This is a genomic window from Syntrophotalea acetylenivorans, from assembly GCF_001887775.1.
GTDB classification, from domain to species: Bacteria; Desulfobacterota; Desulfuromonadia; order Desulfuromonadales; family Syntrophotaleaceae; genus Syntrophotalea_A; species Syntrophotalea_A acetylenivorans.
This window is the reverse complement of the sequence record NZ_CP015519.1, coordinates 522,887-544,276: the sequence shown is the minus strand read 5'-3', so window position 1 is coordinate 544,276 and position 21,390 is coordinate 522,887. Positions and strand designations below refer to the sequence as shown.

Below are 21,390 nucleotides of genomic sequence, written 5' to 3'. Positions count from 1 at the left end.
GCGAACTACGACTGCAACCCTGACCAAAGATCATCGCAACCCCGTAAAAAGTAGGAAGCCCCCCAAAAGCAAGACCATGAAAATCAGGGTCAAAAGGTTGAAATATTTATCGATAGCTGCTTTAACTTTATCGCCAAACGTATGAATTAACCAAGCTAAAATGAAGAAACGAAGGCCACGGCTGATCACGGAGGTCACTACGAAAAGCGGAAAGTTTATTTCAAAAACCCCGGCCCCGATGGTAAATATCTTGTATGGTACCGGAGTAAATCCAGCCGTAAATATTACCCAGAAGTCATAAGAAGAAAACAACTGTTGAATATGGCTAAAGCCAGTCGGAGTGAATCCGGGCACATACTGATAAAAAAGATCGGAGGTCGCCCCCCAGAGGGTCGACCCAATAAAGTACCCGACCATACCACCGACGACAGAACCAACTGTAGTGATGAAGGCGAAGCGATAAGATCGAGCAGGCAAGGACAAACACAGCGCCAACAGCAGGATATCGGGAGGTAGAGGGAAAAAAGACGATTCGGCAAAAGCCAATAGAAACAAAGCAGGGACGCCATAAGGAGTATGCGCCCAGTGCAATACCCAATCGTAAAGACGGCGCAATAAAATCATAACGGACCCTCCCCTTCGGACCATCCATCCTTCCCTATCAGCGGCACAAAACGACAATCGAGAAGATCTTCCTCTTTATAATCCACTTGGCCAAGGCGAACAATGCGTTTCAGAACCTGGCAGCCTCGGCCACCGACGGGAATGATCAGGCGGCCGCCGATAGTCAGTTGTTCAAGATAATGGGATGGTACCTTAGGTGAGCCGGCGGTGACAATTATGCCATCAAAGGGGGCCTCTGTTTCCCAGCCGATCGTTCCATCGCTCAGCTTAATATTAACGTTTCGACAACCGATATCATCAAGGACCCTACGTGCACGCCTCGCCAAAGCCGAAATGCGCTCTACACTGTAGACACGGGAGACAATTTGAGACAGGATGGCCGCCTGATATCCAGAACCCGTACCGATCTCAAGTATCTTCTCCCCTCCTTTGAGTTCAAGGGCCTGCGTCATCAAAGCAACCATATAGGGTTGAGAAATAGTCTGTTTCTCACCTATGGGTAAAGGATTGTCACTATAAGCCTGGGCCCACAAGGCTTCTTCGACAAATCGATGACGGGGTACTTTCTTCATTGCCTCAACCACCAGGGGATCGTGAATACCCCTCCCCACAATCTGCCTTTCAACCATCAGGCGGCGGGCTATTGAATAGTCCATTATACCGTGTTCCTTAATCGTTATCGGTAGAAAAAAAGGCCTTATCGGCGGTGGACTGCCATTGCCGCAGGCTTTCAAAAGAGCGATAGTTGGTCAAATCCAGATGAAGAGGGGTCACCGAAATATAGCCCTCGGCCAGAGCCAGAAAGTCACTTCCGGGGATCTCTTCAAATTGACACTGACCACCGCCAATCCAGTAGTACTTGCGTCCTCTTGGGTCAACTTTCTCCACAATCATATCGTCGTAGCGGCGCTTGCCCTGGCGGGTTATTTTAGTACCTGCAGGAGTTCCCGCTGGGACATTGACATTGAGAAACGTATCGCTGGGCAAACCATGGCGAATGATTTTCGTTGCCAAATCCTTGGCAAAAGATGCTGCAGCGACATAATCGGAATTATCCCCGGCGGACATATCCAGAGAAACGGCAAAGGCAGGTACCCCCATCAACGTTGCCTCCATGGCGGCGGATACGGTCCCGGAATAGGTCACATCTTCGCCCATGTTAGCCCCTCGATTAATCCCCGAGACAACCAGGTCGGGTCGAGCGTTAAAAAGCCCGTGAATGCCAAGGTTGACACAATCGGTGGGAGTGCCGTCCACGGCATAAACATCCGACTTTATCAGGTCAGCACGTAATGGAGAATGGAGAGTAAGAGCATGTCCGATGGCGCTACGCTCACGGTCTGGAGCGACAATCACCACCTGACCAAGTTCTGATAGAGTAGAAGCCAGGGAAGCTAAGCCGGGAGAATGGACGCCGTCATCGTTGGTTACCAGAATCAGCAAATAACGGCCTCTAAAAGCCACTTACAGGAAAGAAGTAATGGGAATAGGTGTTCAATTCTTTAACATCTTGCGAAGCCTGACAAGATCACTCCGCAATTCTTTTAACAATTCGGTACTCTGTTCGGCCTCGGAAGCCTGAGTGGGAGTATCCTCGTCACTGGCTTTGGTGCGCAATTTCTTTTTTGCACCAGCAATGGTGTAACCCTGCCGATAGAGAAGGTCTTTCAGCTGCAGAATGAGATCAATATCCTGCCTGCGATAGAGACGTTGCCGACCGCTGCTCTTAACAGGACGGATATCCGCACCGAACTCAGACTCCCAGTATCGCAACACATGGGCCTTGATGCCAGTAAGGCTGACAACTTCGCCTATTTTAAAATAGAGCTTGTCGGGGATGGACTTATCCATAATCAGCCAAGCTGGAGAAGGCCCTCTTAATCCTGACTGTTAATAACAGACTTGAGTACCTGACTGGGCTTGAAAGTCAAAATCTTGCGAGAACTGATTTCGATTTCATCTCCGGTCTGGGGGTTTCTCCCCTTACGGGTCGCCTTGTTTTTAACAACAAAGTTGCCAAAACCGGCCAGTTTGATTTTCTCGCCTTTTTCCAGAGTCGACTTCATCAGATCGAAAACCGTTTCAACAATCTGCGCGGACTCCTTTTTTGAAAAACCGGTTTTCAGGTAAACACTCTCTACAAGGTCCGCCTTAGTCATAGATTTGCCCCCTTCAGATAACGTAAGTCCATGAACATCCAACACTTTATATCATAGGAATATCATGCAATCAACCGATTATTTTAACGAATTTCCGCCCCGAGCTTTTTTCCGAGAGCTTTGATAATGCGCTCATGCCCGGCCGTTATCTCTTCTTCAGTGAGAGTTTTGTCAGAACTGCGATAGCGAACCCTGATCGCAAGGCTCTTTTTGTCATCGGGGATTCCGGGCCCGCGATACGTGTCAAACAACGTAAAGTCTTCCACAAAACGCCCTCGAGCCTGGTCGATAACGGCGAACACTTGTTCGGCACTGATTTCGTTATCAACCAGCAACGCGCTGTCCCTGCAAACATCGGGAAAACGAGAAAGCGACTGGAATTTCTTATCTGTAAGCATGGCGGAGAAAAATGCAGTGAGATCGAGATCGAGCAGATACACAGCTTGGTCAATGTCAAAGTTTTCAAGGACCTGGGGATGAATCTCACCGATACTGCCCAACAATCCCGATCGACTTTTCAGAACACAGGATTTCCCCGGATGATAAAACGCTTCACTCAGGCTATTATCCCAGCTTATCGGGCCGAGGCGAAACTCTTCCATCAATTTTTCTACTTGGCCCTTCAGATCAAAAAAATCTACCTCCTCTGAAGTTTGGGCCCAGCCGAGAGGCTCACGACGACCGCAAATTGCAGCGCAAAGACGCAGGCTTTCCCGAGGTAACTCTTCTCCATCCACAGGTTGGAAAACCGGCCGCAATTCGAAGAGCCTCAGATCCAATGACCTGTAGGCCCGGTTACGGGAGACGCTCTCGAGCATGCTTGGCACCAGACTGGTGCGCATAACCGATTGATCTTCCGATAGAGGATTGAGAATTTTTACATTCTGCCGGCGACAATCGTCTTCAGATAAGTTCAAACGGTCCCATTCGGGAGCGATAAAAGAATAATTAATGGTTTCGGAAAAGCCTCCTGCCACCATGACATCTCTCAATCGACGCACCAACCGTTGCTGAGGGGCAGGACGATGACAGATCATACGGCTGGCAGGCATGGTAACGGGTATCTGATCGTAGCCGTGCAGACGGGCGACTTCCTCGATCAGATCAATTTCACGCTCGAGGTCGGGTCGAAAGGCGGGAATTTTGACATAAAGAATTTCATTGTCCCGATCAGCGGCCGGCTGTGCATCGAGGCAGATAGCCCGCAGCAAACCAAGGATATCGTCGCTTGCCAGCTTAAGACCCAGGACCTTGTTAGCCCTTGTGACATCGAGAGTGATCTGTCTCTCAACCAGGGGCTCGGGATAACAATCAATAATCCCCTTGGCGAGACCCCCACCGGCCACTTCGGCAATCAGGGATGCGGCCTTGTCGAGCGCTATGGGTACCATGTCGACATCGGCCCCACGCTCAAAACGGTGAGAAGCTTCGGTATGCATACCAAGACGTTTGCTGGTCCGACGAATCGTAGCAGGATTGAAATAGGCACTCTCTAGGAGGATATCCGTTGTTTCATCGCCCACTTCTGAGTTTTGTCCCCCCATAATACCAGCCAGGGCGACAGGTCCCTGGCCGTCGCAGATCACCAGATCATCACTGCAAAGCAAACGTTCCTGGCCATCCAAGGTTGTAAAACTATCGCCATCGACGGCCCGACGAACCACAATGCGTTGGTCACGCAGCAGGTTAAAGTCGAAAGCATGCAAGGGGTGACCCAACTCCATCAATATCAGATTGGTCACATCCACGACATTGTTGATGGATCTCATTCCCACGGCATCCAACCGCCGAACCAGCCATTCGGGCGAAGGTCCAATCTTGACTCCTCGAATCAATCGAGCGGCATACCGGGGACAAAGTCCCTTCTCTTCAAGATGTATAGAGGTGCTGTCAGCAATGGCCTCACCATTTTCTACAGGGGTCTGATGGCTGACTTGCAAGGGGCGACCGACGATAGCAGCTACCTCCCGGGCGACACCGACGATACTCAGGCAATCAGGTCGGTTCGGCGTAAGTCCCAGTTCATAACGAACATCCTTTAAACCAAGAGCTTCAAACACCGGCTGCCCAAGGGGCAATCCAGCTGGCAAAATCATGATTCCGGCTGATTCATCAGCCAACCCGAGTTCCTTTTCTGAGCAAAGCATGCCCATAGAGACCTGGCCGCGGATTTTTCCCTTTTTGATTTTGAAATCACCGGGCAAAACACTGCCGACCTGGGCGAGAGCAATGAGATCGCCGACCTTGTGATTTGTGGCGCCACAGACTACAGGCATGGTGTCATTACCCGTATCTACCTCACAAAGAGTCAGGCGATCAGCATCGGGATGCTGTTCAACAGTATTCAGGCGCGCAACAATGACCGTATCGAGACCCGCCCCGAGATAGTCCATGGCATCGACCTCCAAACCTGCCATGGTCAGGCGATGGGACAATTCTTCCGGGGTGAGATCAAGCTCGACAAATTCCTTCAGCCAATTGTAGGATACGATCATTTCTTCAAGTCCTTTATCATATAACTGCAGACAACCCTATGTTTTTTAATGATTAATTGTCAGGCTAGAACTGCCGCAGAAAGCGTGTATCATTTTCAAAAAAGAGCCTCAGGTCATTAACCCCGTACTTGAGCATGGCAATACGCTCGATGCCCATTCCAAAAGCAAATCCACTATATTTCTGATAATCATAATTGACGGACTTGAAAACTTCCGGATCGATCATCCCGCTGCCTAAAATCTCCAGCCAGCCCGATTTTTTACAAACACGGCAGCCGCTGCCGCCGCAAATGACGCACTGGATGTCAACTTCGGCGCTCGGCTCGGTGAAGGGAAAGAAAGAAGGTCGAAAACGTACCCCGATCCCTTTACCGAAAAACTGAGAGATAAAGGTCGTCAGAATCCCCTTAAGGTCTCCAAAGGTAATATCTCTGTCGACGAGGAAACCCTCTATTTGGTGAAACATCGGAGTATGCGTAAGATCGGAGTCGCGCCGATAAACAGTCCCCGGCGCTATAACACGAACAGGTGGAGCATGCTTAAGCATAGCCCGAATCTGAACAGGGGAAGTGTGAGTACGCAGGACCACATCTTCAGAGATATAAAAGGTATCCTGCATATCGCGGGCAGGGTGGTCCTTAGGCATATTCAGCGCCTCGAAATTATAGAAGTCCTGTTCCACCTCAGGCCCTTCTTCAACCCCGAAGCCCAGAGAAGAAAAGATCTCCGTAATCTCTTCTGTAACCAGGGTAATCGGATGCTTGGTGCCTCTCGCAGCAGTGCGCCCGGGGAGGGTGACGTCAATTTGTTCAGAGGCCAGGCGTTGCTGCAATTCTTGCTCACGTACGGCAGCGGACCGCTCTTCGAACAGATCTTCGATTTCGACCTTGACGGAATTGGCCAGGGCCCCAATCACAGGTCGTTCCTCCGCAGAAAGTCGCCCCATCCCCTTCATAACAGCGGTCATGGAGCCTTTCTTGCCCAGCAGACCGACCCGCGCCTCCTGTAACTGATCTAAAGACTCGGCAGCCAACAGCGCCGCCCTTCCCTGCTTCAACAATTCTGCGAGTTGTTCCTTCATAGCAATCCCATTGCGTTGTCCGTAAAAAAGGAAAGGAAGCCCATCGGCTTCCATTGTATTAACCATAAAAAAAAAGAGATGAGGCAGGCCCTCATCTCTTTTTTTGGTTATTTACTGCATCTGGGCCTTGGCTTTATCAACGATAGCAGTAAAGCCAGCCGGGTCACAGACGGCAAGCTGAGCCAGAATCTTACGGTCAATGCCTACTTCGGCTTTTTTCAACCCGTATACGAGTCGACTGTAAGTCAGACCATTTTCCCGGGAAGCCGCATTAATACGCGAAATCCACAGGGCACGGAAATCCCGCTTTTTGACCTTACGGTCGCGAAAAGCGTATTTCAATCCGCGATCGACAGCTTCGGTGGCACTGCGAAACAGTTTACCCCGTGCGCCGCGATAACCTTTGGCAAGCTTAAGAACCTTGTTTCTTCTACGTCTCGCTTTGAAACCTCTTTTTACTCTTGGCATGAATTACTCCTTCGTTGTTCTTGGATATGGCGGTATTACCGCTGCCGGATCTGAAGGGGGAGACCTGTCCCCTCAGTTCTCGGTCTTAAGCCAAGCCCGTATGATCCCGTCTACTTGTAAGGGATAAGGCGGGCAATATTGCTAGCGTCTGCCTTGGCCACCAAAGTGGCTTGACGCAAATCGCGCTTTCTTTTGGTCGACTTCTTGGTCAGAATGTGGCTGGTAAAAGCCTTATTGCGACGAATCTTACCAGTACCGGTTTTGCGAAAACGCTTGGCAGCGCCGCGATTGGTTTTAATTTTGGGCATGAGAAATTTCTCCTTGATCGTTTGCTATCGACAACGGCCTAACAAGTCTGCCTGCTACCGCGCATTACGGTAAGGACAAAAACCGTTTATCGTTTATTTTTTTGGTGCCACAACCATAGTCATAAAGCGACCGGCCATCCGTGGGGTCATTTCCACCTGTGCGATGTCCGATACCTGCTCGGCAAGCTTTTCCATCAACCGGCGGCCGAACTCGGGATGTGTTACTTCCCGTCCTCGAAACATAACCGTCACTTTGACGCGGTTTCCGTCATCAAGAAAACGACGAGCATTGCGCAATTTGACTTGAAAGTCGTGTTCCTCGGTCTTGGGGCGCATTTTGACTTCTTTGACCTCAACCTTGGCAGACTTTTTCTTTGCCTCAGCCGCCCTTTTACTGGCCTGATACTTGTACTTGCCGTAGTCCATGATCCGACATACAGGCGGATCGGCATTAGGCGAAACCTCAACCAGGTCGAGGCCACGCTCTTCGGCGGCAGCCAGGGCTTCAGGCACGGTCAAAATACCGAGCAACTCCCCTTCGTCATCAACGACCCGAACCTGCCGGGCACGAATGTCGCGGTTTATGCGTGTCTCTTGCTTAGCTATGGTAGCACCTCCTAATTATATTGACTGCACTCGTCCTGCACATGCTGGACAAAGTCAGCGACCGACATGGCGTCAAGACTCTTGCCCGTACGGTATCGGGGAGCGACAGTTCCGCTCTCCATCTCGCTATCACCGACAACCAACATATAAGGAATCTTAGCCATCTGAGCTTCTCGAATCTTGAAACCCAGCTTTTCGTTGCGCAGATCTTTTTCGACCCGAACCCCAGCATTCCTTAACTCACGCCAGACTTGATCGGCGTATTCGGCCTGATTATCGGTAACATTTACAATCACTGCCTGGACAGGGGAAATCCACAGAGGAAAGTTTCCAGCGTAATGCTCGATCAGCACTCCGATGAAACGCTCGATGGCACCAAGAATGACTCGATGCAACATGACTGGCCGATGTTTTTCACCGTCGGCACCAATATAGCTCAGGTCAAACCGCTCTGGCAGCGTAAAATCGCACTGGATTGTAGCACACTGCCACTTCCTGTCAAGAGCGTCCTTCAGTTTGATATCGATCTTAGGTCCGTAAAAAGCTCCATCACCGGCATTTATTTCAAACTCAAGACCGGAATCTTTGAGAGCACCCATCAGAGCGTTTGTAGCCAACTCCCAGTCCTGATCGCTACCGATCGACTTTTCCGGGCGTGTCGATATTTCAACTTCATACTCGAAGCCAAAAATCTCCATCACGTCCTGAACGAATTGCAGAACACCTTTGATTTCGCTATCGAGCTGGTCCGGGGTACAGAGGATATGAGCATCGTCCTGGGTAAAACCCCTCACTCGGAGCAAGCCGTGAAGAACCCCCGATTTTTCGTGACGATGTACAGTGCCGAGCTCAAAGTAGCGTATTGGCAAATCGCGGTAAGAACGCATATGCGATTTATAAATCAACATATGAGACAGACAATTCATCGGCTTGAGACCATAGCCCTGTTCGTCTACCTCGGTAAAATACATATTTTCGCGGTAGTTCTCATAATGGCCGGAGGTCTGCCACAAATCGGTCTTGAGAATCTGCGGACCGAGAACAAGATCGTACCCCCGCCTAAGATGCTGAGTACGTTCAAAATCCTCTAGCAAGGTGCGCAGCAACGCGCCTTTAGGATGCCAAAGTACCAACCCGGCACCCGCCTCTTCGCTAAAGGAGAAGAGATCAAGCTCCTTGCCAATTTTCCGATGATCACGCTTACGCGCTTCTTCGACCTTGGCAAGGTAAGTCCGGAGTTGTTTTTTATCGGGAAAGGCAGTGGCATAGATACGCTGCAACATGGCGTTCTTTTCATCACCACGCCAGTAGGCGCCAGCCACACTCGTCAACTTAAAGGCCTTGATAAGGCCGGTTCTGGGCAAATGTGGGCCGCGGCAGAGGTCAACAAAGTCGCCCTGTCGATACAGAGACACAACCGGGTCGGCCAAATCCTCTATAAGTTGCACCTTATATTCTTCGCCCATGCCACGAAACAACTCGATCGCGCTATCGCGACTGATTTCTTCCCGCGTTATAGGCTGATCAGTCTTCGCCAATTCCTGCATTTTCTTTTCAATGCGCTCAAAGTCGTCCGGCGAAAAAGTATGGGTTTCAGTGTAAAAATCGTAGTAAAAGCCGTTTTCTATAGAGGGACCGATGGTGACCTGAACGTCCTTTCCAAACAGGTCTTTTACTGCATGAGCCATTAGGTGGGCGGCGGTATGACGATAGATTTGAAGGCCCTCAGGGCTTTTGAGGGTGATAATTTCGACCTGACATCCATCTTCGACCATAGAAGCCAAATCGGTCAACTGACCGTTGATCTTTCCTGCAATCGCCTGCCTTGCCAATCCGGCGCCGATTCCTTCAGCAACATCCTTCACGGTGCTCCCAGCGGGAACTTCTTTTACCGAACCGTCCGGCAATTCTACACGCAGCATAACGATAGTATTCTCCACGAATGAAAAGAGGCATCCGGAGATGCCTCGATCGGTGCGAGTCGTCGTTTTGTAGGTGCTGGTAGGCACGGGCGGGATTGAACCGCCGACCCCTACCGTGTCAAGGTAGTGCTCTCCCACTGAGCTACGTGCCTACGTCCCAACAACGTGGCAATTTCTATCAAAGTAACCCCAGTCATGTCAAGACCTTTTAGTAGATAGCCACTATTTTTTACCGTACTCATCTACAACCGGACAGAATGAGAGAGGCCCAATAGAAAAGGGATGATTTGATCTATAGAGGATTACCGTCCCCTCCCTTAACACGTTTGCAACATTCACGGCTTAAACGATGAACAAAGGACAGCTTTTTAAGCCTTGCCCGCAAGTCCAAGCTTGCGCCAGACCAGTTGCAGACCATCGCGGATTTCTGTGACACCGCACACTAGACAAGCGCCACAATAGATTGCAATACCGACTGCAACGGCACAGCCAAGAACCAACATTTTCCCCAATGACAGTCCTGGCATTTGCCAATCTACCGTCTGCAATATCAACCAAGTACAGCCGGCCATGAACAAAGTAGCCGGGAATGCCCGCAACAATGAACTGCTGACAGCGAAGAGCCCCAATGAACCGATCTTTCCCCGCAACAACCAAACCAGCAACAAACAATTACAGACCGAAGACAGGCTGAGGGCGAGAGCAAGTCCGACATGGCGTAAGGGGCCCATCAGTATGAGCCCAAGGATGGCGTTAACGAGGAAGGTCCAAAATGAAACCCAAACCGGCGTTCTGGTATCCTGCAGAGCATAAAAGGTCGGGACCAGAATTCGACTGACACCGACGAATAATAATCCAGGAGCATAAGCGCCCAGAGCCAATGCAGTCTGAGAGACATCTTGGTAACTAAAGGCCCCCCGCATGAAAAACAGGCTGTAGACAGGGACGGCACAAACGATAAGGCCTGCAGCAGCCGGCAAAGTGACTATGCTGATCAACACTAACGAAAAACGCAGTGACTCCTTGAGCCCATCGTGATCGCCTCCTGCCGCCTGCCGGCTCATGGCTGGCAGAACCGCCTGCGCTAAAGAGACGACAAAGATTCCCTGAGGGAGTTCAAAGAGACGCTGGCCATAATAAAGATAAGAAACACTTCCCTCGGGCAAATAAGATGCCAGCAAACGGGAAACAACCACATTGATCTGATATATAGCCACGCCCGCCAGACCAGGAAGCATCAACTGAGCTATCCTTTTAACAGACGGATGGGAAAAATTAAAATTAAAGCGAAGACGTATCCCCTTACGACGCAAGACAGGAAACTGAAGTGCCAACTGCAAAAACCCACCGATCAAAACTCCGATGGCCAGTGCAACAATCGGCTGTACAGGAAAAAGCGGAGCCAGCAGAACAGCACAGACGATCATGCTTACGTTTAAGAGAACAGTAGAAAAAGAAGGAAAGAAGTAGTGGCCGAGGACGTTGAGTATACCGGTGACCAAGGCCAGTAAACTTACAAAAAAGATATAAGGGAACATCAACCGATTTAGAAAGTCGGTCAGAACCAACTTGCCGGCCACAGCGCCATAGCCAGCTCCAATAGCACGCACAATAACAGGGGATGCCCATATGCCAAGAAGGGTCACTCCCAGCATGACCAACAAAAGCAAAGTCCAGCATATATCGGCAACTTTCCGTGCTTCGTCAGCCCCTTGTTTGTGATAGACCGTGGAAAAGGTCGGAACAAAAGCTGCAGTCAGAGCGCCCTCGGCAAAGAATCGTCGCAACAAATTGGGGATGGTAAAAGCCATAAAAAAAGCATCGGTCCCGAAACCGGCACCAAACAGACTGGCAACTACCATATCGCGCACTAATCCGGCAATACGACTCAATCCAGTTGCTGCGCCCATGACGGCCGTCGCTGTCGATATCTGCTTCTTTTCCGACATATGGTTTCTTCCCGAATTACCGTTTCTATGTGATGAAAATTATATAATACAATCAACCATCGTCCTAATTAGTTGATTTTTCGTTGTTTCCACGAACTTCATTACTATTTTCTTATCTTGACTAGGCCTATGGCAAATGATATAACTAGCGAAATTCACATCCCAGCACAGCTGGAGACCCAATTTATCAAACCGGAGGACATCCACATTGGCTAATCACAAATCTGCAATCAAACGCAATAAACAAACTATCGTTCGCACTGCCCGCAACACCCATATTCGCACCACCATGCGCACCCTCGTCAAGCAAGTTCGCACAGCCGTTTCCAACAACGATCAGGACGCAGCTCAAACCGCCCTGAACCGGGCCGTGCCCTATATCGACAAAGCTGCCACCAAGGGGATTATTCACAAAGCGACCGCAAGCCGGAAGATCTCTCGCTTGAATAAGCTGGTTAATACCCTGGCTTAATCAGTTTCTGAATAAATATCAAAAGGGGCTGCGTTGCAGCCCCTTTTTTTATATACCCTGATCTTGTTGACAGATACCCAGCACCATCTGCTCCAACAAAGCCGAGGCATGCGCCCCACTAGACTTGAGGGCGAGGTCGACCTCGAGCATCTGCTCAAAAATCCCCTGATATCGTGCTGCCGGAAAAACACGGACCTGCTGAAGCAGGCCGTCAAGGAAATATGGATTAATCCCAATCCCCTTTGCAACTTCTTTTTTTCCCAGGCGCTGTTCCAACAAGTAGTGGGCTTTCCACATCTGTCTGAAATGCCGAGCCAACATGGCTAATACGACAAGTGGCGCTGTTCCATCAGCCAAAAGACGATTAAGTAAAGAGAGAGCCCTTTTGGAATCCTGCCGCCCTATGGCGTCCGTTAGCTCAAAGACGCTATCAACGCGCGTGTCAGAAACAATCGTCTGCACGTCGGCCACATCGACTACCGTACGGTCACCAAGATAGGTTGTTAACTTATCAAGCTCCCCGGCGATTTCCTGCAGGTTGCTTCCAACCCTTTTACAGAATAGAGCCATGGCCGGTTCTGCAAAGGTTATCCCGTTTTGTCCTGCACGATCTTTTACAAAGGCTGGAATCTGATTGTCGTAGTACTTCTTGAATTCAACCAGAGTTCCACGTTTTTTAAATTGCTGATAAAATTTACGTCGGCCATCGATTTTATCGGCGGTTAACACCAGAACGGTTTCAGCCACGGGATCTTGCAGATAGGGCAATAATTTATCGAGTTCGGCAGCAGGCAGCAACTGGACATCCCGCACCACCACAAGCCGCAACGAGCTGAAAACGGGAAAGGTTCGCGCTACATCATAAACCTCGGATCCCCTGGCCGTTTTGCCGTGAAACAAATTGTAGTTAAAATCACTACTTTCGCTGGGGACAACCAGCTTTAGCAGTTTCTCCAGGGTTTCTTCTAAAAAAAAGCGTTCTTCACCGTAAAGCAGAAGCAATGAAGGAAACTGACGAGCTTTTAAAGCCCTTTTTAACTCACCGGGAGTCATCGGCTTGTTTGCCATAGCACTCAGAACTTATCGATCATGTGCGAAAAGAGCTCATCGGCCAAGCGCTGGCTGATTACCTGGATAGCGGCTTGTTCGCGATCATCCTGCACTACCTTATCGATGTTGACGGAATAATCTTCCTGCCACACAACAGTCCCCTTCCATAACACCTCACCGTTGCCAACGCGGCGCAATACTGCCTCAACAGTCATTTGAGATCTTTTTTCGGCAATATCATCATCCCGATCATAGGAAATAGCGCGGTTGGAATATTTAACGATGCGGCCACCGAGAATACCTTCGGCCCGTGATGGCTCTTCCACGAGCTCCAACCGGTCATGGCGAGCAAACCGCTCAACCACCTCGTTGGTGACGCTATTTTCTATAAGGGGCTCATAGGTATCGTTCCGGAACAGTTCCACATGGAGGCTGCGGACATCTCCCGGCAGGGAATCAGATCGCCCCTGCAATCGATAACCGCATGCGGACAAGAGCAACACCGCCAGAATTAACGAAACAATAAACCGGCTCATGAGACCACCACATTGACCAAACGGCCTGGAACCACAATCACCTTTCGTACGGTTTTACCTTCTATAAACCGGATGACGTTATCTTCTGCAAGGGCCGCAGCCTGGACTGCCTCTTCGGCGGCATCGGCGGGCACCGTTACCTTGCCCCTCACTTTACCATTAACCTGTACCACGATGGTTTTTTCATCTTCCACCAAAGCTGCAGGATCAAAGGTGGGCCATCCGGCCTGTTCTATCCCACCAGTATGGCCAAGTACCGACCAAAGCTCTTCGCTGAAATGGGGCACGAAGGGCGCCAGCAGCAGTACCACTGTCTCCAGTGCCTCTCGCATGACGCCGGGGCACTGTTCCTTGGCGTCAAAACCGTAGATGGCATTGACCAACTCCATCACTGCGGAGATTGCTGTGTTGAAATGAAAGCTACCATCGATATCCTCGGTAACTTTCTTGATAGTGCGGTGGGTCTGTCGTCGCAGAGCCTTGCCCCCATCGCTGGATTCCCTTTGCAGCGAAGCATCGGATACCAGGTCGAAGTTATCATAAACCGCCCGCCACACGCGGTTAAGAAAGCGGTAGCAACCTTCTACCCCTTGCTCGTTCCATTCCAAGTCTTTTTCCGGCGGTGCGGCGAACAGTGAGAAAAGTCGGGCAGTATCGGCGCCATAGCGATTGATGAGTTGATCTGGATCAACAACATTTTTCTTCGATTTGCTCATCTTTTCATTACGGCCGAGGATGACCTTTTGACCACACTTGCTGCAACAACCATCCACTTCCTCTTCGGGGAAGAGCCATCCATGCTCGGGGCAGGACCGGGTCTCCATGCAGACCATGCCCTGAGTGAGCAGATTGGTAAAAGGCTCATCGACGGTCATCATATCCAGGTCCCGCAATACTTTGGTGAAAAAGCGCGCATAGAGCAGATGCATGACCGCATGTTCGATGCCGCCTATATATTGATCGATGGGCAGCCAGTAATCGGCGGCCGAGCGGTCAATGGGACCGTCGCTGAATTGCGGGCAGGCGTAACGGGCGAAATACCAGGAACTTTCAACAAAAGTGTCAAAAGTATCGGTTTCGCGCCGGGCCTTGCCCCCGCACTGGGGACAATCGGTATAGAGGAAGGCCTCATGGCGGGCCAGGGGGCTGCCTCCTTCACCGGAGACCGATACATCCTGAGGCAACACAACCGGCAACTGGTCTTCCGGGACCGGCACCGCCCCGCATACGTCGCAGTAAAGAATCGGAATCGGCGTTCCCCAGTATCGTTGCCGAGAAACTCCCCAGTCGCGAAGACGGAAATTAACGGTTTTCCTGCCGATACCTTCCTGTTCAAGGTAATCGGCGATCTTTTCTTTAGCCGCTTCATTGTCGAGGCCATCAAACTGGGCGGAATTAACCATCACGCCCGGGCCTGTCCAGGCTTCGGTCATGGTTGCGGGATCGAAAGCCTCGCCTTCGGGCTGAATAACAACCTGTAATGGGATGTCATATTTGCCAGCAAATTCAAAATCCCGCTGATCGTGGGTAGGTACAGCCATGACCGCGCCGGTGCCGTAATCCATAAGCACGAAATTAGCCAGATACACAGGGATTCGCTGCAGGGTTACCGGGTTGATACAAAAGGCTCCGGTAAAAACCCCTTCCTTTTCATAATCACCGCTGGCCCGTTTGGTCTTATCCTGGCGTCTTACCTTGGCAATGAATGCTTCCACGACCGACCGTTGTTCGGCCGAGGCCAGTTCAAGGGCCATGGGATGTTCGGGAGCAAGACTCATAAAGGTCGCCCCGAAAAGGGTGTCCTGCCGGGTGGTAAAAACGGTGATGGCGTTATCGGAGCCATCCACTGGAAAATCGATTTCGCAGCCTGTGCTGCGGCCGATCCAGTTGCGCTGCATGGTTAATACAGGGTCTGGCCAACCACTGAGATTGTACGTTTCATCGAGTAGTTCCTGGGCATAATCGGTGATTTTAAAAAACCACTGCTCCAGTTCTTTTTGCTCGACTTCACAATCGCAACGCCAGCAGCGGCCGTCTTCAACCTGCTCGTTGGCGAGTACGGTCTGGCAGGGCTCGCACCAGTTGACGAAAGAACTCTTTTTATAGGTCAGCCCCTTTTCGTACATCTTAAGAAAGATCAGCTGTTCCCAACGATAATAATCGACATCACAGGTGGCAAACTCCCGCTGCCAATCGTAGGCGAAGCCCATCTTCTTCAGCTGCGAACGCATATGGGCGATATTTTCGTAGGTCCACTTGGCCGGATGGGTGCCATGCTGGATAGCCGCATTTTCAGCTGGCATACCGAATGCGTCCCACCCCATGGGGTGCAGTACATTGAAGCCCTGCATGCGCTTGAAACGCGCCACAACATCCCCGATGGAATAGTTGCGCACATGTCCCATGTGGATACGCCCCGAGGGATAGGGAAACATTTCCAGCAGGTAATATTTCTGCCTGGCGGAATCCTCCGTAACGGCAAAAGATTGCTGTTCATCCCATTGCTGTTGCCATCTCTCTTCAATGGCAGCTGCATCGTAGCGTTCTTGCATAATTCCTCCGCACCCACTGCAGGGCCGTCAAATAAAACAGTAAAGCCGGCCTGCGCCGGCATCACATAAAAGTAAACAAAATCAGGACTGTCGCGTGTCTAAAAACCGCAACGGTAAAAAAGCGTGTCCGGAGGGACAAGCCTTCGAGAGACGGGCGACAGGGTATGGTCGATTATTTTTCGCGATAGGTGATCCGGCCCCGAGTCAGATCGTAGGGGGACAATTCTACGGTTACCCGGTCACCGGGCAGGATGCGAATGTAGAATTTGCGCATTTTTCCGGAAATATGCGCCAGCACAACATGTCCGTTGTCGAGCTTGACCCGGAACATGGCGTTGGGTAACGGCTCTACAACCTCGCCTTCGACTTCGATCGCTTCTTCTTTTGCCAATGGAGCCTCCTTCAGATGGTCCGATATTAAAATCGTTAAAAATGGGCTACAAACCTGCAATATTTAACATAATCTCCCAGGCTATTGTCAAGAAATAGTGCTAAACCCGGGCAAGATAAAATGTTTTACGAATAGGCCTTTGTCCCCTCAAGCAACACCGCTATAAGGCAGCCGCCCCTTGAAGGCGATAATCATACCTGGCAGTCCGTCGGGCTCGCTGAGGGGAAGTTCCTAAGGAAGAGAGTCCCGCACCTATGAGCTATCGGCAGATGCTCAACAGGAACATTCGAAACCGTGCACAATTGAGTGGTCAGGGGAGAAAACGCTGAATTGTTTCGATTACCATGGCTGACTTGAAAGGCTTGGTGATATACCAGTCAGCTCCAACAGCTTCGCCGCGAGCCATATCTTCCCCGGTTTTTTTGGCAGTTACCATAATAACGGGAATTCCCTTGGTTTCGGGATTGTTCTTGATGCGATTGCAGACTTCGAAACCGTCAATCTCCGGCAACATGATGTCTAACAATACCAGGTCGGGACGATCTGAGATGACCGCATCAAGGGCCTGCTGGCCATTACTGGCCCCGATGACATCATATCCCTTCGAGGTCAACAAAATACTTTCCAGCCTGAGTAGACTTTCTTCGTCCTCGACAACCAGAATCTTGTTCTTTCCCACAGGGAAGCTCCTTTTTGGCCCTCGAACCAACAGGGATATCGAATGTTTCTTTACCGTTAAGACAACAAAGCATCAGACAGGCAAGTAAGACTAACCTGTCAGTGTGCCAAATTACAAGCTGACATTTTATCTGGAACCTATAATCTATGCTTTTTATGCGCAGAAGTACTCTATGTTTTCAGAGGACTAATTATGGCAACTATCAAGCATTTGTCCAGTGGCAGGCACAACAAAAAACGGCCTTCAACAATCAAAGGTTTTACCCAGCAAATCGGCCAGACCCTGCAGTTGACCACGTATTTGCAGATTTTCGAGAATAATTCCTGCCTGCTGAAGAAATATCTCAAGGGCATAGCTATCAGCTATGTCTTGCTGAGCGTCCTGTTTGTCGCCACAAAGGATAGCTAAAACCCGGCCGTCACTTACAAGAGAGCCAATAAAAACCTCGCAGTCCTTGCTAAGTCCAAGTTCCTGGCGCAAATAAGTGTCCCAAGCCCCTTCTCCCAACAGCCCGTATCGGATTCCAGGCCGTTCAAGAATATCGGAAAGAGAACTGGTTTCCGCCAAAGGCAACCTGATTTTGCGCACTTTTTCGTCAACCGAAACCTCGGCATTCCCATAGCCGAATTGACCGAGTCCGACAATATGTTCCTTGCCGACAGAAAACAGCACCGCCCTGCCTAACACTTCCGAAGCAAATCGCAGGACCAGCAACATTACCTGCTCTCTGCTCTCGGCAGCCTGCAACTCTTGCAGCATCCCTTTAAGGACCCCCATCCCGGCACTAGGAACATCCATCATAGTTCCGCTATTGGCTGAAGACACAACAGAGGATGCGGCGGAGGCCGTCTCTTCCAAAGAATTCTCTTCAGGGGCTGGAGAAGGTACTCCTAAAAGAACGGCTGATTGTTTTGCAATAGCGTCACAAAAATCATTTACTGCAGCAGAATCGTCGTCACCGCCGGATATACGAGACATTGGCTTACTTAGAAGTTCGGCCACCCCTAATTTCTGCAAACGCCGTTCAACTTCAGGGCAGGGAGTGTCGCTATACACCAGGCACAATTGATCAGGACGCAAAGAATGAACCTGCTCGACCAGTTCCAGCCCGCCGAGAATGCCACCGCCATGCAAACGGGGCATAATCAAATCAATTATAAGAAGCGGAGAGTGATCGTCTTTCCAGGCAGACGTTGCAGCATCGAGGAAAGCCTTGCCGCAGCTAAAGGCTCGCGCGTTGAGTCCTTTCCGGACCAAGGCCTTAACCAAATTCTCTGCAACCCCTGCATCATCGTCGACCAGCAGAACATCTGGCATAGTACCCGCACGGCCTACGGACTCAGGCTTAACACTATTATTCTGTTTATGGACCAGAATCGGTTCTTCGGGCGCACTCCCGGAGAGAGGTAACACAATAGGTTCTTCACGAAGTAGCTCGTCCAGACTCACCCCTTGATCAAGACAAACATGCTCTTCTGAGGCAGTATGATGAATAGTCTCCGCTACCTGGACAGCTTTAAAAGAAAAGTCCCCCTGATCCCAATGCATTAATTCTCTGACCAGTTGGCTCATGGCGCGGCGACGCAATGCCATATCATCGCTATTGCTGGGAAGTGGGGCATTGTGACTGCTCTCTTCCACGTTTTGCAAAGCAGAAACAACCAAGCCTTCACTAAACAATAATTCGGCCCTATTTTCGCCGCTGGTCAGTTGCAGAAGACCACTATTCCGGCTTAATCCAAGGATTTGCAACAGATCCCTTAACTGTAGATCTTCCAGGCGACCAGAAAGACTCATTTATTCGCGATCCTTAAAGAAGAGTCGAATGGGGCAGCCCTCAAAACCAAAGGCCTCGCGCAACTGGTTCACCAAATAGCGGTGGTAGGAAAAATGTATGCCCTGGGTCCGGTTGCCAAAGGCTACAAAGGTCGGTGGCCTTACCGCTGTCTGAGTGATATAAAACAATTTGACCCGTTTGCCCTGAGACATAGGCGGTGCGTGACTGATCGTAGCCTCTTTCAAAACCCGGTTCAGTTCCGGTGTAGGAATACGGCGATTAAACTCCGCAGCCACCTTCTCCACCATACCCATAATCCGATTTGTGCGCTGCCCGCTTAAAGCTGAGACGAACAATACGGGGGCAAAAGGCAAAAACTTGAAAGAATCGCGCAAATCAGCGGTATATTGCCCCATGGTCTTGTGGTCCTTAACTATCAGATCCCACTTATTGACCACCAAGATTACCGCGCGACCCTTTTCGTAGGCATACCCAGCCACGGTCAGATCCTGCTCGGTAACCCCTTCGGAGGCGTCAATTACCACAAGGACCACATGAGCCCGGTCCATACCCTTAAGAGCCTGCACCACGCTGAACTTTTCCAGCTTTTGGCTTACCTTGCCCTTGCGGCGGATACCGGCCGTATCAATCAGCACATAACGCTGGTCATTGTATTCAAGGGGGGAGTCAATGCTGTCCCGAGTGGTCCCGGCGGTGGCGTTTGCCACCACTCTTTCGTAGCCGAGCAAACGATTGACCAGTGATGATTTGCCAACGTTAGGTCGGCCAATCACTGCCAGTCGTACTTCCGAAGCCTCTTCTTCGGCCGCCAATTCATCATGAGGCAGAACGGCCAGGACTTCATCCATCAGGTCGCTGACTCCACGACCATGTTCCGCCGATATGGCATGCACCTTATCAACACCGAGGGAATAAAAATCTACGGTTTCGGCGTCCTGCTTGGGACCGTCGACCTTATTAATTACATAAAAAACCGGTTTTCCGGCACGACGTAAACCAGAAACTACTTCAACGTCAGATGGCGTTAGACCCTCCCGGCCATCCATTACCATCAGAATGACATCAGCCTCTTCTACTGCCAGCTGCGACTGCTCGCGCATTTGTACCAGCAAACGATCTTCGCTAATCGGTTCAAAGCCGCCGGTATCGATGAGGATAAATGGCGTACTATAGCGGGTCACCTCGGCATAATTGCGATCGCGCGTTACCCCAGGCACATCTTCGACAATGGCCCGACGCTGGCCGATAATACGATTAAAAAGTGTCGATTTCCCCACATTCGGACGACCGACGATAGCAACTACGGACATGGTGAACCTTACCTCTCAACAGGAAGAAACAAAAAACAACGGACAGACAATACGGGCGGCTATTCGTAACCGAATTCCTTTAACAATCGATTGGACTGAGTCCAATTCTTCTCGACCCGTACAAACAGTTCTAAAAACACCCGAGTTCCAAGCATCCGTTCGATGTCATAACGAGCAGCCTGCCCTATCGCCCGTAATTTAGCACCCTTTTTACCAATCACAATGCTTTTATGGGCTTCCCGTTCAACGTGAATCACTGCCTCGATCACAACCAGGTTTTTATTCGGTTTTTCAGTGAACCGCTCTACTGCCACCGCCACGCCGTAGGGCACTTCGTCGTGAGTTTGCTTGAGCAGTTGCTCCCGAATCATCTCGGCAACGATAAATCTCTCTGGCTGGTCGGTGATCATATCTTCGGGATAATAATGGGGCCCTTCCGGCAGCAGCCCCTGCACCAGATCGATCAGCCCCTCGACTCCCTCGCCGGTAAGACCGGACAGGGGTAAGATACCGGCAAAGTCCAACCGTTCGGCATAAGCGGCGATAAGAGGCAGCAAGGCAGGCTTGTCGACCAGATCCGCTTTATTGATTCCGAGAATTACCGGTACTTTGCCTTTGGACAGCAGATCCAGAATAAAATCGTCTCCGCCGCCAGGTTGGTCGGTAGCCTCTACCAAAAAAAGCACCGCATCGACATTCTTGCAGGTCGACAGGGCCTGCTCGACCATGAATTTATTGAGCCTGCCTTTGGCCTTGTGAATTCCGGGAGTATCCAGAAACAGAATCTGCGTTTCTTCCCGGGTATAGATACCAAGGATGCGATTACGGGTCGTCTGTGGCTTGTCGCTCGCAATGGCGATTTTTTGTCCCAACAGGGCGTTAAGCAGTGTAGATTTTCCTACATTGGGCCGGCCGACAATGGAAACAAATCCCGAGCGAAATCCTTTTGCATCTGTGCTCATGTGCATATGCCTTCTTATTGTTGTCGGC

At 50.5% G+C, this 21,390-nt stretch carries 21 protein-coding genes and 1 tRNA gene; 1 reads left to right on the top strand and 21 read right to left on the bottom strand.

The genetic code is table 11. The features are described 5' to 3' along the window. Nucleotides 1–30: 30 nt before the first annotated feature. The 13 genes from A7E78_RS02505 to murJ all read right to left on the bottom strand — a co-directional run bounded on the left by A7E78_RS02505 (nt 31) and on the right by murJ (nt 11,612). Nucleotides 31–624, bottom strand: coding sequence for a YqaA family protein (locus tag A7E78_RS02505; RefSeq protein ID WP_072282778.1), 594 nt, complete (start codon nt 622–624; stop codon nt 31–33). Then, nucleotides 621–1,280 carry a protein-L-isoaspartate(D-aspartate) O-methyltransferase gene (locus A7E78_RS02500; RefSeq protein ID WP_072282777.1) on the bottom strand — a complete coding sequence of 220 codons (660 nt, stop codon included), beginning with the start codon at nt 1,278–1,280 and terminating at the stop codon, nt 621–623. The genes A7E78_RS02505 and A7E78_RS02500 overlap by 4 nt, the downstream gene beginning before the upstream one ends. 13 nt (nt 1,281–1,293) lie before the next feature. After that, a complete protein-coding gene (gene surE / locus A7E78_RS02495; RefSeq protein ID WP_072285009.1) occupies nt 1,294–2,067 on the bottom strand; it encodes a 5'/3'-nucleotidase SurE in 774 nt (257 codons plus the stop codon). Nucleotides 2,068–2,118: 51 nt separating this feature from the next. After that, the gene (locus A7E78_RS02490) at nt 2,119–2,475 is read right to left on the bottom strand and encodes a MerR family transcriptional regulator (RefSeq protein ID WP_072282776.1); all 357 of its coding nucleotides are present in this window, start codon (nt 2,473–2,475) and stop codon (nt 2,119–2,121) included. A 26-nt stretch (nt 2,476–2,501) separates the two neighbouring features. Continuing rightward, nucleotides 2,502–2,783: an integration host factor subunit alpha gene (locus A7E78_RS02485; RefSeq protein ID WP_072282775.1), complete on the bottom strand. Its 282-nt coding sequence runs from the start codon at nt 2,781–2,783 to the stop codon at nt 2,502–2,504. A gap of 83 nt (nt 2,784–2,866) precedes the next feature. Next, nucleotides 2,867–5,278: a phenylalanine--tRNA ligase subunit beta gene (pheT, locus tag A7E78_RS02480; protein ID WP_072282774.1), complete on the bottom strand. Its 2,412-nt coding sequence runs from the start codon at nt 5,276–5,278 to the stop codon at nt 2,867–2,869. A 64-nt stretch (nt 5,279–5,342) separates the two neighbouring features. Continuing rightward, complete coding sequence (gene pheS, locus A7E78_RS02475; RefSeq protein WP_072285008.1) at nt 5,343–6,359, bottom strand: phenylalanine--tRNA ligase subunit alpha; 1,017 nt, start codon at nt 6,357–6,359, stop codon at nt 5,343–5,345. Nucleotides 6,360–6,470: 111 nt separating this feature from the next. Continuing rightward, a complete protein-coding gene (gene rplT / locus A7E78_RS02470) occupies nt 6,471–6,827 on the bottom strand; it encodes a 50S ribosomal protein L20 (RefSeq protein WP_072282773.1) in 357 nt (118 codons plus the stop codon). A gap of 110 nt (nt 6,828–6,937) precedes the next feature. Then, nucleotides 6,938–7,135, bottom strand: a complete 198-nt coding sequence (rpmI, locus tag A7E78_RS02465; protein WP_072282772.1) for a 50S ribosomal protein L35 — start codon at nt 7,133–7,135, stop codon at nt 6,938–6,940. Nucleotides 7,136–7,228: 93 nt separating this feature from the next. Further along, nucleotides 7,229–7,741 carry a translation initiation factor IF-3 gene (gene infC, locus A7E78_RS02460; protein ID WP_072282771.1) on the bottom strand — a complete coding sequence of 171 codons (513 nt, stop codon included), beginning with the start codon at nt 7,739–7,741 and terminating at the stop codon, nt 7,229–7,231. A gap of 11 nt (nt 7,742–7,752) precedes the next feature. Next, on the bottom strand, nt 7,753–9,663 hold the full coding sequence (thrS, locus tag A7E78_RS02455; RefSeq protein WP_072282770.1) for a threonine--tRNA ligase: 1,911 nt from the start codon (nt 9,661–9,663) through the stop codon (nt 7,753–7,755). A 77-nt stretch (nt 9,664–9,740) separates the two neighbouring features. Next, nucleotides 9,741–9,815 (bottom strand) — tRNA-Val (locus A7E78_RS02450). A gap of 216 nt (nt 9,816–10,031) precedes the next feature. After that, nucleotides 10,032–11,612 (bottom strand): murein biosynthesis integral membrane protein MurJ, encoded by a 1,581-nt coding sequence (gene murJ / locus A7E78_RS02445; protein WP_072282769.1) that lies wholly within the window; start codon nt 11,610–11,612, stop codon nt 10,032–10,034. 208 nt (nt 11,613–11,820) lie between these two features. Here murJ and rpsT point away from each other — a divergent pair, with 208 nt between their 5' ends. Further along, entirely contained in the window at nt 11,821–12,084 is a 264-nt protein-coding gene (gene rpsT, locus A7E78_RS02440) for a 30S ribosomal protein S20 (RefSeq protein ID WP_072282768.1), read from the top strand. Between the two features lie 48 nt (nt 12,085–12,132). Here rpsT and holA read toward each other — a convergent pair whose 3' ends face one another. From holA to era, 8 genes are all read right to left on the bottom strand, one after another. After that, the gene (gene holA, locus A7E78_RS02435; RefSeq protein ID WP_072282767.1) at nt 12,133–13,137 is read right to left on the bottom strand and encodes a DNA polymerase III subunit delta; all 1,005 of its coding nucleotides are present in this window, start codon (nt 13,135–13,137) and stop codon (nt 12,133–12,135) included. A gap of 20 nt (nt 13,138–13,157) precedes the next feature. Next, nucleotides 13,158–13,670 (bottom strand): LPS-assembly lipoprotein LptE, encoded by a 513-nt coding sequence (locus A7E78_RS02430; protein WP_072282766.1) that lies wholly within the window; start codon nt 13,668–13,670, stop codon nt 13,158–13,160. Beyond that, nucleotides 13,667–16,222 carry a leucine--tRNA ligase gene (gene leuS / locus A7E78_RS02425; RefSeq protein WP_072282765.1) on the bottom strand — a complete coding sequence of 852 codons (2,556 nt, stop codon included), beginning with the start codon at nt 16,220–16,222 and terminating at the stop codon, nt 13,667–13,669. The genes A7E78_RS02430 and leuS overlap by 4 nt, the downstream gene beginning before the upstream one ends. A 172-nt stretch (nt 16,223–16,394) precedes the next feature. Then, nucleotides 16,395–16,613, bottom strand: coding sequence for a translation initiation factor IF-1 (infA, locus tag A7E78_RS02420; RefSeq protein ID WP_072282764.1), 219 nt, complete (start codon nt 16,611–16,613; stop codon nt 16,395–16,397). Between the two features lie 310 nt (nt 16,614–16,923). Continuing rightward, on the bottom strand, nt 16,924–17,292 hold the full coding sequence (locus A7E78_RS02415; RefSeq protein ID WP_072282763.1) for a response regulator: 369 nt from the start codon (nt 17,290–17,292) through the stop codon (nt 16,924–16,926). 243 nt (nt 17,293–17,535) lie between these two features. After that, nucleotides 17,536–19,089, bottom strand: coding sequence for a DUF4388 domain-containing protein (locus A7E78_RS02410; protein WP_072282762.1), 1,554 nt, complete (start codon nt 19,087–19,089; stop codon nt 17,536–17,538). Continuing rightward, complete coding sequence (der, locus tag A7E78_RS02405; protein WP_072282761.1) at nt 19,090–20,400, bottom strand: ribosome biogenesis GTPase Der; 1,311 nt, start codon at nt 20,398–20,400, stop codon at nt 19,090–19,092. 59 nt (nt 20,401–20,459) lie between these two features. Further along, complete coding sequence (gene era / locus A7E78_RS02400; protein WP_072282760.1) at nt 20,460–21,362, bottom strand: GTPase Era; 903 nt, start codon at nt 21,360–21,362, stop codon at nt 20,460–20,462. Between the last annotated feature and the right edge of the window lie 28 nt (nt 21,363–21,390).